This window comes from Halomonas sp. OfavH-34-E (genome assembly GCF_024124525.1).
GTDB classification, from domain to species: Bacteria; Pseudomonadota; Gammaproteobacteria; order Pseudomonadales; family Halomonadaceae; genus Halomonas; species Halomonas litopenaei.
Genome location: NZ_JAMXRY010000027.1, coordinates 20,010 through 35,342, shown reverse-complemented (window position 1 = coordinate 35,342; position 15,333 = coordinate 20,010). Strand labels below are relative to the sequence as shown.

Sequence of the window (15,333 nt, the reverse complement as noted above, 5' to 3'; positions counted from 1 at the left end):
CAGTTGCCTGAACGCAGCGACGCCACCCGAAGGTGGCGTCGTGGTTGGGGCGCTTGAGCTCTTGACGTAGGCAGCCAGCTTGTCAGGCACTCAGCAGGGCGTTGAGACGCTTGACGTAGGCGGCCGGATCGTCGAGATGACCGCCCTCGGCGATGATCGCCTGATCGAGCAGGATCCGCGCCAGATCGCCGAAGCCGTCACCGTCGGCCCCTTCCAGGCGAGCGACCAGGGCGTGGTCCGGATTGAGCTCGAGGATCGGCTTGACCTCCGGCAGGCTCTGGCCCGCAGCCTCCATGATACGGCGCATCTGGAAGCCCATCTCGTGCTCGGGCAGCACCACGCAGGCCGGTGAATCGGTCAGGCGGTGGGTGATCTTGACCTCCTGAACCTCCTCGCCGAGCGCTTCCTTGACCCGCTTGACCAGATCCTCCTTGGACTTGGCGGTCTCCTCCTGGGCCTTCTTCTCGTCTTCGTCCTCGACGTCCCCCAGGTCCAGATCGCCCTTGGCAACATCGGCAAACTTCTTGCCATCGAACTCGGTGAGATGGCTCATCAGCCACTCATCGATGCGATCGTGGAGCAGCAGCACCTCGATGCCCTTCTTGCGGAAGATTTCCAGGTGAGGGCTGTTCTTGGTGGCGTTGAAGCCATCGGCGACGATGTAGTAGATCTTGTCCTGACCTTCCTTCATCCGCTCCACGTAGTCGGCCAGGGACTGATCCTGGGTGGCGCTGTCGGTGTGGGTGGAAGAGAAACGCAGCAGGCCGCTGATCTTGTCGCGGTTGGCGTAGTCCTCCGCCGGGCCTTCCTTCAGCACCGAACCGAAGGTGTTCCAGAACGTCTGGTAGGCTTCCTTGTCCTTGGCCAGCTTCTTGAGCATGTCCAGGGCACGCTTGGTCAGCGCGGACTTGATCTTCTCTACCTTCGGGTCCTGTTGCAGCAGCTCACGGGACACGTTCAGCGACAGATCGCGGGTGTCCAGCACCCCCTTGATGAAGCGCAGGTACAGCGGCAGGAACTGCTCGGCGTCGTCCATGATGAACACGCGCTGGACGTACAGCTTGACCCCACGGGCGCCGTCACGCTCGTACAGGTCGAAGGGGGCGCGGCCAGGCACGTACAGCAGGCTGGTGTACTCCAGGTTGCCCTCGACCTTGTTGTGGCTCCAGGTCAGAGGGTCGGAGAAGTCGTGGGCCACGTGCTTGTAGAAGGCCTTGTACTCGTCCTCGGAGACCTCGCTCTTGGGCCGCACCCACAGCGCGGTCGCCTCGTTGACGGTCTCCCAGGTGGTGACCTCGCTACCGTCGACCTCGTTGCCATCGTCGTCGGTGGCCTTTTCGGTACGCGGCATCTTCACCGGTACTTCGATATGGTCGGAGTACTTGCGCACCAGACTCTGTAGGCGATAGTCGTCGGCGAACTCCCTGGCGTCCTCCTTGAGGTGGAGGATGATCTCGGTGCCGTGCTTCTCGCGCTCGATCTCGGCGACCACGAACTCGCCCTCGCCTTTCGAGCGCCACTCGACGCCGGCATCGGCGGCGTCACCGGCCTTGCGGGTACGCACGGTAATCTCGTCGGCGACAATAAAACCAGAATAGAAGCCGACCCCGAACTGGCCGATCAGCCGGGCGTCCTTCTGCTGTTCGCCGGAAAGCTGCTTGAGAAACTCGGCGGTGCCACTCTTGGCGATGGTGCCCAGGTTGGCGATCACGTCCTCGCGGTTCATGCCGATACCGTTGTCACGAAGGGTGACGGTGCCGGCCTCGCTGTCGTGCTCGATCTCGACGCGCAGCTCGCTGTCGCCCTCGTAGAGCGCATCATTGTCCAGCGCCTGATAACGCAGCTTGTCGCAGGCGTCGGCGGCGTTGGAGATCAGCTCCCGAAGAAAGATCTCGCGGTTGGAGTACAGCGAGTGGATCATCAGGTTGAGAAGCTGCTTGACCTCGGTCTGAAAGCCCAGGGTTTCTTCGTGGGTAGCGGTGGTCATGGTAGATCGAACCCCTTTCGACATGGCGATTTCCGGGCCAGCGATGGGTCGCTGGCGGTCCAGAGTGCACGGCTCGCGCCGCACGTCATTCAAGATGACAATCGATATGGGGTCCGCGCTGCGCTTTTCAAGGCTGGCGCCACCAAGTCAAGGCTGGCACCTTCACGTCAAGGCTGGCCAGACCTGGGCCGACGTCCCTGGCCGTGGTCACCTGTCTAACGGCTGCCCGGGGCGGCTCTCACCTACGCCGGCGCCCCCAGCACGTAGGTCAAGCGAGCCCGGGCAACCGGCGCGTCTTCGTCGTCCTGCCATGCCCATGCCTCGACATTGGCCATGCGCCGCCCTTCGCGCACCAGACGACAACGCGCGTAGGTTGGCTTCACCCCGGCCGAACTGAGGTAGTCCACGGTGACGTTGACCAGCCTCGGCAGGCGCGGCTCACGGGTCTGCGCCAGGGTATCCAGCGCTGCAGCAGTCTCCAGAAAGGCCGACACCACACCGCCGTGCAGCGCCGGCAGCATCGGATTGCCCACGTTGTGGGGGCGCGTCTCCAGTACAAAGCGCCTGCCGCGCTCATCGCTGTCCTCCCTCACCCCGATGAAGTCGGCGTAGGGCACCTCGCCAAGCCAGGCGTTGATCTCACCGCTGGCACGCCCACGCTCCAGCAGGCCGCTGACACTCTCGTGTGGGGCCGCCGCTATCGCGCCACTGGCGCCATCGCCAACTGGGGCCTTCTCTTCGATACGGGGATCGCCCTCGTCTTCCACAAGACCGGCGAACATGGCCTCGGCAAAACCTGCTGGGGTGTTGCGCGGCCCCAGCCGGGCAAAGTGCCCGCGGGCGCAGGCCACCACCTGTCCTTCGTGCTGCCAGGCTCGGGCCTCGGTGAACACCACCGAGTCGGTGATGGCCTCCACTTCGGCACGTACCCACAATGACGCCCCCTGACAGGCAGGGCGACGATGGCTGATATGCAGATCCAGGGTGGGACAGACCTCAGGACTTGGCAGTGCCGGCAGGACCGAGGCACCGCAGGCGGTGTCCAGCAGTACGCTGAGCACCCCGCTGTGCACCAGGCTTCTCGAGCGATCACCGCATAACTCGGCGCCCCCGGGCAGATATAAGGTGACGCCGCTGGCATCCACCGCAACGACGCGCATGCCGAGCGCCTGGGTATGTGGAATGACATCGACAAAGCGCTGAAGCGCCTGCCGCCAGAGCGACACGGAGGGTGGCTGCAGAGTGCGGTGCGAGGAGGACATGAGCGGGCTCGAATTCAAACGTTTGACTGACAATCTAGACCCAGCCCGCCGACGCCACAATACGTCCTTGGTCCGCACCTTTACCTTTTACCCGCCAAATGCTCGCCAAACGTCAGAAACAGACGACGTATCCTGAAGCAAACGCAAAAAGCTCGAATCCGCACACTTCGAGCCAGAAAATCAAGAACAAGGCACCCTAGATGTCGTGGATATCCCGCTCCTCCCGCGGAGCATCGTCCTCGCCAATACCACGCCAGGCGCGATAGTCGGCCAGACTATTGTCCACCTTGGTCAGCAACCAGCCGACGATGACCACATCGTCGAGAAGACCGAACAGCAGCAGCACATCGGGAATCAGGTCCAGCGGTGACACCAGATAGGCAAAGGCCACCGCCATCCAGCCGAAAGCCGCCCAGGGCACCGGGCGGTAGCGACCGCTGAGCACGTCCTGCAGCATCGGGATAAACAGCTTGAGCGCCCGCATTATATGCTTGAACGCTCGTGTGCGTTGGGTAAAGCGACCAATAACGGGGATTCGATCAAACAGGGCCATGGATAGTCTCCTCGACTCAATTCAGCACCAACGATTGCCGATGGTATTTATCGGGTGTCAACGGCTATCTTCATGGCGTCGACGTCGTCTTATCGCAACATGGGGGCGAAGCTGACCGGGGTCAAGTCTCGTAACCTGGCCGGGCAACTGTTCAAGGCCCGCCGGTTCGGTCACCATGTGGCTTCGATCCGACATCGATTCGCCGTCTACGGCACAAAAAGGCAGCAATGTCTTCTTCTTCACAGACCAGGAGGGTCTCCATGCCATTCGCCTTGTTTCGTCGCCTCGTGCCGCTGGTGGCAGCCACGGCACTGTGCATGCCATTGACGGCTACCGCCCAGGGCAGTGACGGCGCCATGCGCAGCGCCCTGGAAGCCGCCCGTAGCGGCAACTTCCACAACATCAACGACGCCGCCATTCGTGGCCACGAACTGGCCGGCTATGTGGCGTACTATCGTCTGCGCGACCGCCTGCCCAACGCCAGCCCTCAGGAAGTTCTCAGCTACATCTCGGCCAATGCCGATGCACCGCTGGGTGACTGGATGCGTGAGCAGGCCATCCTGCGCTACGGCAAGGCCGGGCGCTACGGCGACCTGCTGGCCGTCGCCGGCGGCGTTCCCGAGACCACCGCCGAGCAGTGCTACTACTACACCGCGCAACTGGGTCAGAGCCCCGCCGTCGCCGCTCAGGGCGGCCGCGAACTATGGCTGGTGGGTCGCTCCCAGCCGGATGCCTGCGACTCCCTATTCTCCACCCTGCGCGCCCGCGGCGAGATCGGTGGCACGGAAATCTTCGAGCGCATGATGCTGGCCTGGGAAAACGGCGAAGACGGACTGGTCAGTTATCTTGGCCGTCAATTGGGACCCGCCTGGAGCTCCGCTGCAGCAGCACAGCAAAGCGTGGCCGCCAATCCGTCGCGGCTGGCAAGCGTAGCGCGCTGCGTCGGCCCCAACTGCGCCGGCACCGCCTCCTTTGTGCGGGCCGCCATCATCGCCACTGCAGAGTCATCCCCGGCGGCGGCGCTGTCCGCCTGGCAGCAGGTCTCCGGCAATGTGAGCCTGCCGGCCCAGTCTCGCCAGGCGCTGGAGCGCGAGATCATCTATTACGCCCTGCGCCGCGACCAGCGCAGCCTGCTCGGCTGGATCGACGGCGCCCTGGCCGGCCAGCAGGATCCGGAGGTGTTCGAACTGCGTGCACGCCTGGCCATCCGCGATCGCGACTGGGCCGCCGTCGAGCGGACCGTTGGCATCATGCCCGCCGAGACCCAGGCCAAGGCGCGCTGGCAATACTGGCTGGGCCGCGCGCTGGCCCTGCGCGGGCAGCAGGCAGACGCGCAGGCCGCCTACGCCCGGGCAGCGGGTCAACGCGACTTCTTCGGCTTCGTCGCCGCCGACCGCCTTGGCCAGCCCTACGATCTCAACATGGAAGACACGCGTTTCAGCGAGGCCGAGCGCGCGCAGGTCGCCGGCTGGCCGACGGTGCGTCGCACCGAGGCGCTGCTGCGCGTCGGACAGGAAGGGCTTGCCAACCTCGAGTGGAATCATGCGGTACGCAGCGCAGGCCCCACCGATGCCCGGCGCCTGGCGGACTACGCCGCAGGACGCGGTTGGCACGTACGCCTGGTGCAGACGACCATCGTCGGCAAGATGCTCGACGCCCTGCCCTGGCGCTTTCCCGAAGCCTACCGGGAGGACTTCCGCCGCTGGGGCCAGGCCAACAACGTCGACCCCTACCTGCTGATGGGGATCGCCCGTCGCGAGAGCGCCTACAACCCCGAGGCGCTATCACCCGCCGGGGCCAGGGGCCTGATGCAGTTGATGCCGGGTACCGCCGCGCTGGTGGGACGCCAGGTGGGCATCGGTGATCCTGGACCCTACGGCGTACTCGACCCGGCCACCAACATTCGTCTGGGCAGCACCTATATCCGTGACATGATCGCGCGCTACGGCGGCAACCGTATCGCCGCGGCGGCGGCCTACAACGCCGGCCCCCACCGGGTCGACACCTGGCTTGCCCGCGCGCCGGGCGAATTCGACCTGTTCGTCGAGGAGATCCCCTTCAAGGAAACCCGCCGCTATGTGCGCGCGGTGCTCGAGTACCGGGTAGTGTTCGAGAGCCTGGCCCAGGGCTCGACCCAGGGCGTACAGGTGCTGACAGCGGCCGAGAAGAGCTCCCGCTACGACGGTTCCATGGTACGTCGATGATGTGGCGGAGCCCCGGCACGTCGATGAGGTGAGATCGCCTCGGAAAGCAAGAACCCCCGGCCTGTGGTCGGGGGTTCTTGCTGTCGAGGTCCGGTTTTTTGCGGTAGCTTCGCTGGCCTGTGTCTCGGGCTATTGGCCTCCGCGCCGATCGCGTCGGCTCAGGACGGCGCCCGCGTCAACGCCAGCTTGACCCCGAACGCCACCAGCACACCGCCGGTCAAGCCGTTGAGCACGCGCGAGAACGCCGGCCGAGCGAGCCAGTGGCTGGCGCTGCCCACCAATACCGCGACCAGGATCTGCCACAGGTTGGCAATCACGAAGTGGATACCGGCAAGCCACAGGGACTTCAGCAAGGCCGGATCCGTGGGGGCGATGAACTGAGGCAGAAAGGCCATGTAGAACACCACCGTCTTGGGATTGAGCACGTTGGACAGCAACCCCTCGCGCAGCGGCCGCCACGGCGACACGCGCTGGCGGCGGGCGCCACTCGCCGCCGACACCGCGAGCCCCTTGCCGGCCCAGGCCTGACGCAGGCTGGCGACTCCCAGCCAGGCCAGGTAGCCGGCCCCGATCATCTTCAACGCCGAAAACGCCCAGGCCGACTGCAGCAGGATCAGCGATACCCCCAGGGCGGAGATGGTGGCGTGGACGAACAGCCCCGAACAGATCGCCAGGCTGGTCAGCACACCGTCGCGCAATCCGCCCCGAGCGGTGTTGCGAATCACCAGCAAGGTGTCGACCCCGGGAGTGACGCTCAACAGCGTGATCGCCACCACGAAGCCCAGCAACTGGGCATCGATCCAGCCTTCCATCAGCGCACGGACTCGAGGCTATCGGAGTGTTTCAGCGAAATCTGGTCGTTGAGCGTCCAGAAGTCGTAGAGGATACCGATCAAGAACAGACCACCGGTGAGCAGATAGATGATGCCGGTCACCCATTTGCCCATGTAGAAACGGTGCAGGCCGAATACCCCGAGGAAGGTCAGCAGCACCCAGGCCAGGGTGTAGTTGGTGGGACCACCGCGGAACCGCAGGTCGGCCTCGCGATCCATGCTCGGGATCAAGAACAGGTCGATGATCCAGCCGATGAAGAACAGTCCGAGGGTCAGAAACCAGATGGTGCCGGTCACCGGCTTGCCGTAATAGAACCGGTGGGCGCCGAGGAAACCGAACAGCCACAACAGGTAGCCCACCACCTTGGAGTGGGTATCGTCGCTATGGATCACGGGGGCAGTCATGTGAATTCCTTGTGTCATCTTTTCCGTTAAGAGGCAGCAACGGGCGTCCGGCTGGACGCTGCTGGCCTTTCGATCTACAGTAACTTGGCGAGTCGAGGTAAGCCATTCTCGCCTGCCAGGGGTGGTCGACACCAGAGGTGTCGTTTCCCGGGTAATCGGAATCGCGAACTCGACCGCAGCGTAGGACAGCAAGTAGAAACGTCAGCAGTGGTAGTTCGATCGCTCTATTGTCGAAACACGCAATGCGCCCTTCTTTCTTGTCATGCCCACGCAACAGGGTTCAGACCACACGACGGGAGAAAAGCTCCCCGGGTGGTTGAGCCTGCACCATCATTTAGCGAGTTAAGGAAATCGACAATGGCAACTGGCACTGTCAAGTGGTTCAACGATACCAAGGGCTACGGCTTCATCTCTCCGGACGACGGCGGAGACGACCTGTTCGCCCACTTCTCCGAGATTCAGGCTGAAGGCTTCAAGTCCCTGCAGGACGGCCAGAAGGTCTCCTTCGAGGTGACTCAGGGCAAGAAAGGCCTTCAGGCCTCCAACATCAAGGTCGCCGACTGAGCCTAGTGCCTGTCTGACCTTGTCACGGGGAGATCGCATTCAAGGTGATCTAGCCACCCCGTGAAGCAACAGCGCTTGAGCAGGATTGCCGCAAGTTGTGACAATCCTCGATCATGCGACAAGAAGGCCCACCATACGGTGGGCCTTTCTTGTTGGTCGGCAGAGCCTGCCGGGGGGCCGATCGGATGCCGTAAGAGCTTGCCTGCAAGCCTTGGGCCCATGACTAAGCCATGACTAAGCCATGAATGACTAAGCCACCCGGACCTGATGCCCTGCCAATACTGGCTCAGGGCGCGTTGTCGGTACGGGTCTCGACGTCGCCTTCGGCGTTGACGTCGGCATCGAAGGACGCGTCCGCGTCGGCGGGCACCTCCTCGGGGACCTGGCGCTCGGCCTGCTCGAAGGTCTCGTCGATCTTGCGCTTGGCTTCCTCGAACCGGCGTTCGGTTTCCTGAAGGATGGCGTCGACCTCCTCGCTCGATCCCTCGAGTTGCACCGGTTCCTCGACAGGGTCCGGCACCGAGGGCGCCGAGGCTTCTCCGCCGCCTGCGTCGCTCTGCTGCCCTTCACTGTCCGGTGTGCCTTGGGTAGCGCTCGTTGCCTCGGCCTGCTTATAGGTCTCGTCGATCTTGCGTTGCGCTTCCTCGAAGCGACGCTCGGTCTCCTCGAGGATGGCATCGACATCTGACTCGGTGCTTTCCCCCGGCAGCGCCTGGCCCTGCTCCAGGGTGTCGGTGGCACTGCTGCCGAGGTCTACATCGGCCCCATCGGCGTCACTGTTGCTCTGCGCCCCGTCGGCCCCGCTCGACGCCGCTTCACTCGATGACTCTGACTGGGCTGCGGACATCCCGCTCTCGGAATCGGATGGCTGTTGTTGAGTCGCTGAGGGCTCTTCGTCAGTAGCTGAGGGCTCTTGCTGAGTCGCTGAAGGCTCTTCCTCAGTAGCTGAAGGCTCTTCCTCAGTAGCTGAAGGCTCTTCCTCAGTAGCTGAAGGCTCCTCGTCAGTCGTTGACGGCTCTTCCTGAGCAGCTGAAGGCTCACTCTGAGACGCCGGGGGCTCCTCGCCATCACACCCAACCAGCCACAGCGGTACGCTCAGCGCCACCAGGGCCGCCGCCATTCGAGGGGTCATTGCCATCGTCTTCTCTCCATAAAGCCTTTGTCCATGCGCCCAATCTCCATGATTGATCGCGCGCTATTGCAACAAAGCCACCCCGGCCACGCAACTTGCGTTGGCGCTGCAGCACGCCGCAATCTCGCCTATCGGGCGACGTCTATGGCGGCTCCCGCCCTGATCATTCTCCTCGGGGTGAGGCCATTCGACAGCTGTCGGGCATGGTCAGACGCAGCGCCAACGGCATGACCCGGGCCTCGAACGCGCGCTGATAGCAGGCTTCGCCGTCCAGCGTCAGCGGCAGGCGCGCCTCGCCATCGGCTTCAAAGCGCAACCAGGCGCTGCGAAAGGCGTCGACGTACTGCCCATGGTAGGGCCTGGCCCGCAGTTCCTGCATCATCGCCCGAAGCTGGCGCAGCGAGCGGAAGTCACGCACCAGCAGCACGTCGAACAGGCCGTCGTCCAGTCGCGCCGCCGGCGTCAACTGCTGACCGCCACCTGCCTGGATGCCATTGCCGATACCCAGCAGAAAGATGCCCGCTCGACTCTCCCCGCCATCCCAGGCCAGGTGGCCCTGGTAGAGCTGATAGCGCCAGGCCTTGAAGGCACCGAACACCGAGTAGGCTCCCCCGCCCATCAAGCGCTTGAGTGGCTTCGGCGTCGATGTGGTGATCTCGGCACCGAAACCTCCGGTGGCCATGTTGATGAAATAGCGATCGTTCATCCTTGGCACATCCACCCAGCGGCTGGGCAGACGACAGGCGGCGTCCAGCGACGCTGCCTGGCCGAGCGGCAGGCCCAGGGACTTGGCCAGGTCATTGGCGCTGCCCAACGGCATGATGGCAAGCTCCGGACGCTCTTCGCGCGGCAACTGCATCAGCCCGTTGACCACCTCATGCACGGTACCGTCACCACCGCCGGCGATGACCCGCTTGACCCGATCGCGTCCAGCCTGGGTGGCCTGGCGTTCGCCGTCGCCCTTTTCCCAGGTGACACGCACATCGACATCGAGGCCGCCTCGCCGACAGGCGAAGACAGCGCTTCGCACTTCCGGCAATTGCGCCGATTGTCCGTTGAGGATCAGCCGATTGGTGCCCGGCGGCTGGGTCATCCTGACGCTTCCTTTTTCACATGAGGTTCATGAAAGTCGCACATCCTCCCTGTGCGGCGCCTATTTCATCACATCCTTCCCCCGGCATGGAGGCCCGCAGCGGCGATCCGATACCTGCCGGCCTCCAGCCACGTCCTGCTGCCGACGCCGCACCTATGCTGTTGCGGGACGGGCACAATCGCAGCCATAGCGCTGACTTGACCCGTATTTCCCTTACAATTGATCAAGACACGCCCCCCTTTGCGACCGAGTTCCTGCATGATTGAACCAATTTTTGTGCTGACCGCCTTTGTTTCAGGCCTGGCCGCCATGGCCCTCAGACTACCACCCTTGGTGGGTTTTCTCGCCGGTGGCTTCATCCTCAATGCTCTCGGCTACGACGAAACGCCGGTCCTGACGCTGATCGCCCACCTTGGCGTCACCCTGATGCTGTTTACCATCGGTCTCAAGCTCAACGTCAAGACCCTGCTGCGCCCGGACGTCTGGGGAGGCGCCAGCCTGCATATGCTGGCAAGCGTCGTGCTGTTCGTAGGTATTCTGGCTGTCCTGAAGGCGATCGTCACCCTCGGCTGGCTGACGTCACCCAACGGTCTACTCGCTGGACTCGACCTGACGACGCTGCTGGTGCTGGCGTTCGCCCTGTCCTTCTCCAGTACCGTCTTCGTGGTCAAGGTCCTCGAAAAGCGAAGCGAGACCCATGCGGCCTACGGACGCCTGGCCATCGGTATCCTGATCATGCAGGACCTGTTTGCGGTGATCTTTCTCACCGCCTCCACCGGCAAGCTGCCGAGCCCCTGGGCCCTGGGCCTGTTCGCGCTGCTGCCGCTGGCGCCGTTGCTGCGGCGGCTGCTCGACCGCATGGGCCACGGCGAGATGCAGATGCTGTGTGGCGTGGTGATGGCCCTGGTGCTGGGCTACGGCCTGTTCGAGGCGGTCGGCGTCAAGGGGGATCTCGGTGCGCTGATCATCGGCATGCTGCTGGCGCCCCACCCCGCCGCCCAGACGCTGTCGCGCTCGATGTTCAATATCAAGGAACTGCTGCTGGTCGGCTTCTTTCTGAGCATCGGCCTTACCGCCCTGCCCAGCTGGTCGCTGTTCGGCATCGCCCTGCTGCTGGTGGCGCTGCTGCCGCTGAAGAGCCTGCTCTACCAGCTTATTCTGATGCGTTTCGGCATGCGCCACCGTACCTCGGTGCTGGCCACCCTCAGCCTGAGCAACTATTCCGAGTTCGGTCTGATCGTCGGCGCCATCGCGGTATCCAGCGGCTGGCTGGCGCCGCAGTGGCTGGTGGTGGTGTCGCTCGCGGTCGCGCTGAGCTTCGTGGTATCGGCGATCCTCAATGCCGTCAGCGAGCAGTTCTACCGCTGGCTCGAGCCACGCCTGCCACCGGTCGACGAGGCGTCGCTATCCCCCAGCGACCGCCCCATCGAGGTCGGCGACGCCGAAGCGGTGGTGCTGGGCATGGGCCGTATCGGTCGCAGCGTCTACCGTCGCCTGACCAAGGAGTATGGACTCAAGGTGCTGGGGGTCGACTCCAATCCCAAGAGCGTGAAGATGCTGGCCGACAAGGGCTTCAATATCGTCGAGGGCGATGCCGTGGACTCGGACTTCTGGGACAAGATGCTGATGTCCTCTCAGGTAGAACTGGTGGTGCTGGCGATGCCCCACCATGCCGGTAACCTGTTCGCCTTGAAGCAGCTGCGAAGCCGCCACTTCCCGGGCAAGATCACCGCCGTGGTCGAGTACCTGGAGGAGATCGACACCATCCGCGAACTGGGCGCCCACGCGGTCTACCACGTCTACGACGAGGCCGGCCGCGCCCTGGCCGACAGCGCGGCGGAGGAAGCGGGAATCATCTCGCGTACCGAACAACTCGGCTAGGCGCTGTCCGAAAAGTCGACGAGCGAAGGTTAGACAAGGCAAAAATCGGTGAGACAGCGCAGTTTACGGGGTGTAAATGAGCATTTTGATCCGATTTTTAACGCCGTATTACCGAGCGCAGGCACTTTTCAGACAAGCCCTAGCAAGTGGCGCGCGCAGACCTGTGCAACACCCAGACGCGCTCGGCCACGGGGCTTGCCGTGGACAGGTCGGATGCGGATACTCGGGGCTCCCATGGCCAAGGCTCGTGCTCAAGGCGCGCGCCGAGGCCCTTTGCAAGCTCCACGACAAGGATGCATGGCGGTGGAAGACGTCTTTACCTGGCTGGGCGAGGCCCTTGGCACCCTGATTCGCTTTGTGGTCGATACCCTGGGCACCTTCTTCAACAGTATCGATGACGCCGCCGCCGGCTTTATCGACGGCCTGTCTCGCTCGCTGGGCATCGCACCGACCTTCTTCACCCTGGCGCTGCTGGTGCTGGGCCTTTTCTTTCTTTGGCGGGGGCTGCGCGCGATCCTCACAGGCTCCCCCATCGCCGCCCTGCTGTGGGCTCTGCTGGGCCTCTTGACCCTAGGCATGCTGCTGCCCTGAAGCGGGACGGGCTTCAAGGCCAGCCGAGCCGGTAGCACACAGCACAACGCCGCCCCGAGGGGCGGCGTTGGCATTCATGACGGTGGCTCCAGCAGCGATCGTCGTCGCTACATCAGGCTAGCGCCTTTTCCACGATCTCGTAGACGTTGGGCGAGAGTTCCTCGCCACGGATGCGCTCCAGCTCGGCGCGCATCAGCGCCTGGCGAGCCTCGTCGAAGCGCTGCCAGCGGGTCAGCGGCGTGATGATGCGTGCGGCGATCTCGGGGTTCAGCCGGTTCAACTCGATCACCACGTCGGCCAGCAGGCGATAGCCTTCGCCATCCAGGCGGTGGAAGTTGACCCGGTTCTGCCCGGCAAAGGCACCGATCAACGCGCGCACCTTGTTGGGGTTCTTCAGCGAGAAGGCCGGGTGCTCCATCAGATAGCGCACCCGATCCAGGGCGTCCGCCTGGGGACGGGTCACCTGCAGGCTGAACCACTGGTCCATCACCAGCGGATCGTGGGACCACTTGCGCCCGAAGGCCTTGAGTGCCGGATCGGCGATATCCGAGCGGCTACTGTGGACCAGCAGGGTCAACGCTTGGCGCACGTCGGTCATGTTGTGGTCGGCCTCGAACTGGGCCTGGGCCAGCTCGATCGCCACCTCGTCCTCGATGCTCATCAGGTAGGACAGCGCGACATTCTTCAGGGCGCGCTGGCCGATCTGCTCGGGCGTCGGCGCGTAGGCGGCGTCGCTCTGGTTGTCGCGATACAGTGCCAGCAGTTCGTCACGCAGCTCTTGCGCCAGCGACTGCTGGATGAAGGTGCGTGCGGCGTGGATGGCGTCCACGTCGACCAGCGGCTGCTGTTCGGCGATGTAGGCTTCGCTCGGCAGTTGCAGCATCTCGGCCAGCACCGCCTTGTCGTCATTGCCTTCCTCGATCAGTGCACGGAAGGCCTCGACCAGACGCGTATCCATGACCTTCTCGACGCCATTGCGGTGGGCCGCGATAAGATCATCGAGTGCCAGCAGGGTCAGCCGCTGGCCGGCGTCCCAGCGGTTGAAGCCATCGCTGTCGTGGGCCATCAGGAAGGCCAGATCCTCCCGCGAATAGGGGAAGGACAGCTTGACCGGCGCCGAGAACCCGCGCAGCAGCGAGGGCACCGGCGCCTCTTCGATATCGGTGAAGATGAATTCCTGCTCGTCTTCACGCAGATGAATCACGGCGTCTCTACCCAGGCTCTCGCCGTCCAGGGTCATCGACAGGTCGCGGCCGCTCTTGGTGCCGACCAGGCCCAGGCGAATGGGGATATGCAGTGCCTGTTTCTCCGGCTGGCCGGGGGTGGCCGGCGTGCGCTGACGCAGGATCAGGCGGTAGCGGGAGTTGGCGTAGTCGTATTCCCCGAAGGCGTCGATCTCCGGCGTACCCGCCTGGGAGTACCAGCGCATGAACTGCTCGAGATCCTGCCCGGACACCTCGGCCATGCAGTCGACGAAGTCCTCGATGGTGACCGCCTGCCCGTCGAAGCGCGAGAAGTACAGATCCGAGCCCTTGCGGAAGGTCTCCGGCCCCACCAGGTTGGACAGCATCCGCACCACCTCGGCACCCTTCTCGTAGATGGTCAGGGTGTAGAAGTTGCCGATCTCGATGTAGGAGTCGGGGCGAATCGGATGCGCTGTGGGGCCTGCGTCCTCGGCGAACTGGGCGGTGCGGAAGAACGACACTTCCTCGATGCGCTTGACCGGCGCGGAATTGACCTCGGCCGAGAAGCTCTGATCGCGAAAGACGGTGAAGCCTTCCTTCAACGACAGCTGGAACCAGTCACGGCAGGTAACGCGGTTGCCCGACCAGTTATGGAAGTACTCGTGGGCGACGATTCCCTCGACTCGCTGGAAGGCAGCGTCGGTGGCGGTGTTGGGGTGGGTCAGCACCGCCGCCGAGTTGAAGATGTTGAGCCCCTTGTTCTCCATGGCGCCCATGTTGAAATCATTGACCGCCACGATCATGAACAGGTCCAGGTCGTACTCGCGACCGTAGGCCTCTTCATCCCAGCGCATGGCACGCTTGAGTGAGCCCATGGCGTGGTCGGTCTTGTCGAGGTTTTCTTCCTCGACCCAGATCTGCAGGGTGACGTCGCGGCCGCTCATGGTGGTAAAGCGGTCCTCGACCTTCTTCAGGTCACCGGCCACCAGCGCAAACAGGTAGGCGGGCTTGGGATGAGGATCGTCCCAGGTCACGAAGTGGCGGCCATCCGGCAGCTCACCCCGCTCCACCGGATTGCCGTTGGACAGCAACACCGGCTCGCGGGTCAGGTCGCCGATCACGGTGGTCGAGAAGGTCGCCATCACGTCCGGGCGGTCCGGGTAGAAGGTGATGCGGCGGAACCCTTCGGCTTCGCACTGGGTGCAGAACATGCCACCGGAACGGTAGAGGCCGGATAGCGCGGTATTGTCCTCGGGCGAGATCTCGACCTCGGTGTCCAGAACAAACGCCTCCGGCGCACCGGTAATCGACAGTCCCTTGCGGGTCAGTTCGTACTCGCCTTCCTCCAGCGGCTGGCCATCGATGGCGATGGCCTTGAGCGAAAGCTGCTCGCCATCCAGCCAAAGCGGTGCACCCGCCTCGCGCTCGGGATGACGCTCCAGATGCAGGCGTGCCTTGACGCGGGTGGCGCCAGGCGCCAGGTCGAAGGTCAACTCGGTGCGTGAGACAAGGTAGGCCGGCGGACGATAGTCGCTCAGATGGATCGGCTGGGGGTCGGACATCGGGGATGCTCCAATCAGAAAAGTCGTCGATATTGTACGGGTACGGACGTGCCGGGCTCAAAGAACCGGCGCGACCCGGAGCA

12 protein-coding genes are annotated in these 15,333 nt (G+C 63.9%); 4 read left to right on the top strand and 8 right to left on the bottom strand.

Annotated elements, in window-relative coordinates:
* Positions 1 to 82: 82 nt before the first annotated feature.
* From htpG to NH448_RS13125, 3 genes are all read right to left on the bottom strand, one after another.
* Positions 83 to 1,987: a molecular chaperone HtpG gene (htpG, locus tag NH448_RS13135; protein WP_045993791.1), complete on the bottom strand. Its 1,905-nt coding sequence runs from the start codon at positions 1,985 to 1,987 to the stop codon at positions 83 to 85.
* A 242-nt stretch (positions 1,988 to 2,229) separates the two neighbouring features.
* A complete protein-coding gene (locus NH448_RS13130) occupies positions 2,230 to 3,249 on the bottom strand; it encodes a hotdog domain-containing protein (protein ID WP_239452579.1) in 1,020 nt (339 codons plus the stop codon).
* A 196-nt stretch (positions 3,250 to 3,445) separates the two neighbouring features.
* Complete coding sequence (locus tag NH448_RS13125; RefSeq protein ID WP_045993792.1) at positions 3,446 to 3,802, bottom strand: YkvA family protein; 357 nt, start codon at positions 3,800 to 3,802, stop codon at positions 3,446 to 3,448.
* 260 nt (positions 3,803 to 4,062) lie between these two features.
* On the opposite strand from NH448_RS13125, the gene NH448_RS13120 reads away from it, so the two are divergent.
* The gene (locus NH448_RS13120) at positions 4,063 to 6,006 is read left to right on the top strand and encodes a transglycosylase SLT domain-containing protein (protein WP_045993793.1); all 1,944 of its coding nucleotides are present in this window, start codon (positions 4,063 to 4,065) and stop codon (positions 6,004 to 6,006) included.
* A 158-nt stretch (positions 6,007 to 6,164) separates the two neighbouring features.
* Here NH448_RS13120 and NH448_RS13115 read toward each other — a convergent pair whose 3' ends face one another.
* Positions 6,165 to 6,818 (bottom strand): LysE family translocator, encoded by a 654-nt coding sequence (locus NH448_RS13115; RefSeq protein ID WP_045993794.1) that lies wholly within the window; start codon positions 6,816 to 6,818, stop codon positions 6,165 to 6,167.
* Positions 6,818 to 7,243, bottom strand: coding sequence for a TM2 domain-containing protein (locus tag NH448_RS13110; RefSeq protein ID WP_045993795.1), 426 nt, complete (start codon positions 7,241 to 7,243; stop codon positions 6,818 to 6,820). Before NH448_RS13110 ends, NH448_RS13115 begins: the two co-directional genes overlap by 1 nt.
* 357 nt (positions 7,244 to 7,600) lie before the next feature.
* Between NH448_RS13110 and NH448_RS13105 the strand changes: the two genes are divergently transcribed.
* Positions 7,601 to 7,807: a cold-shock protein gene (locus NH448_RS13105; protein WP_045993796.1), complete on the top strand. Its 207-nt coding sequence runs from the start codon at positions 7,601 to 7,603 to the stop codon at positions 7,805 to 7,807.
* A 286-nt stretch (positions 7,808 to 8,093) separates the two neighbouring features.
* Here NH448_RS13105 and NH448_RS13100 read toward each other — a convergent pair whose 3' ends face one another.
* The gene (locus NH448_RS13100) at positions 8,094 to 8,654 is read right to left on the bottom strand and encodes a hypothetical protein (RefSeq protein WP_052704433.1); all 561 of its coding nucleotides are present in this window, start codon (positions 8,652 to 8,654) and stop codon (positions 8,094 to 8,096) included.
* 448 nt (positions 8,655 to 9,102) lie between these two features.
* A complete protein-coding gene (yegS, locus tag NH448_RS13095; protein WP_045993797.1) occupies positions 9,103 to 10,032 on the bottom strand; it encodes a lipid kinase YegS in 930 nt (309 codons plus the stop codon).
* Positions 10,033 to 10,290: 258 nt separating this feature from the next.
* Here yegS and NH448_RS13090 point away from each other — a divergent pair, with 258 nt between their 5' ends.
* Together NH448_RS13090 and NH448_RS13085 are read left to right on the top strand one after the other, a co-directional pair.
* On the top strand, positions 10,291 to 11,913 hold the full coding sequence (locus tag NH448_RS13090) for a cation:proton antiporter family protein (protein WP_197037166.1): 1,623 nt from the start codon (positions 10,291 to 10,293) through the stop codon (positions 11,911 to 11,913).
* A gap of 303 nt (positions 11,914 to 12,216) precedes the next feature.
* Positions 12,217 to 12,504, top strand: a complete 288-nt coding sequence (locus tag NH448_RS13085) for a hypothetical protein (protein ID WP_253028872.1) — start codon at positions 12,217 to 12,219, stop codon at positions 12,502 to 12,504.
* 112 nt (positions 12,505 to 12,616) lie between these two features.
* Here NH448_RS13085 and pepN read toward each other — a convergent pair whose 3' ends face one another.
* Positions 12,617 to 15,250, bottom strand: coding sequence for an aminopeptidase N (pepN, locus tag NH448_RS13080; protein ID WP_045992572.1), 2,634 nt, complete (start codon positions 15,248 to 15,250; stop codon positions 12,617 to 12,619).
* Positions 15,251 to 15,333 lie beyond the last annotated feature (83 nt).

What these genes read in the sequence shown, in the direction of transcription:
- htpG (WP_045993791.1), bottom strand. Translation starts at nt 1,987, where the DNA reads ATGACCACCGCTACCCACGAAGAAACCCTGGGCTTTCAGACCGAGGTC.
- NH448_RS13130 (WP_239452579.1), bottom strand. Translation starts at nt 3,249, where the DNA reads ATGTCCTCCTCGCACCGCACTCTGCAGCCACCCTCCGTGTCGCTCTGG.
- NH448_RS13125 (WP_045993792.1), bottom strand. Translation starts at nt 3,802, where the DNA reads ATGGCCCTGTTTGATCGAATCCCCGTTATTGGTCGCTTTACCCAACGC.
- NH448_RS13120 (WP_045993793.1), top strand. Translation starts at nt 4,063, where the DNA reads ATGCCATTCGCCTTGTTTCGTCGCCTCGTGCCGCTGGTGGCAGCCACG.
- NH448_RS13115 (WP_045993794.1), bottom strand. Translation starts at nt 6,818, where the DNA reads ATGGAAGGCTGGATCGATGCCCAGTTGCTGGGCTTCGTGGTGGCGATC.
- NH448_RS13110 (WP_045993795.1), bottom strand. Translation starts at nt 7,243, where the DNA reads ATGACTGCCCCCGTGATCCATAGCGACGATACCCACTCCAAGGTGGTG.
- NH448_RS13105 (WP_045993796.1), top strand. Translation starts at nt 7,601, where the DNA reads ATGGCAACTGGCACTGTCAAGTGGTTCAACGATACCAAGGGCTACGGC.
- NH448_RS13100 (WP_052704433.1), bottom strand. Translation starts at nt 8,654, where the DNA reads ATGTCCGCAGCCCAGTCAGAGTCATCGAGTGAAGCGGCGTCGAGCGGG.
- yegS (WP_045993797.1), bottom strand. Translation starts at nt 10,032, where the DNA reads ATGACCCAGCCGCCGGGCACCAATCGGCTGATCCTCAACGGACAATCG.
- NH448_RS13090 (WP_197037166.1), top strand. Translation starts at nt 10,291, where the DNA reads ATGATTGAACCAATTTTTGTGCTGACCGCCTTTGTTTCAGGCCTGGCC.
- pepN (WP_045992572.1), bottom strand. Translation starts at nt 15,250, where the DNA reads ATGTCCGACCCCCAGCCGATCCATCTGAGCGACTATCGTCCGCCGGCC.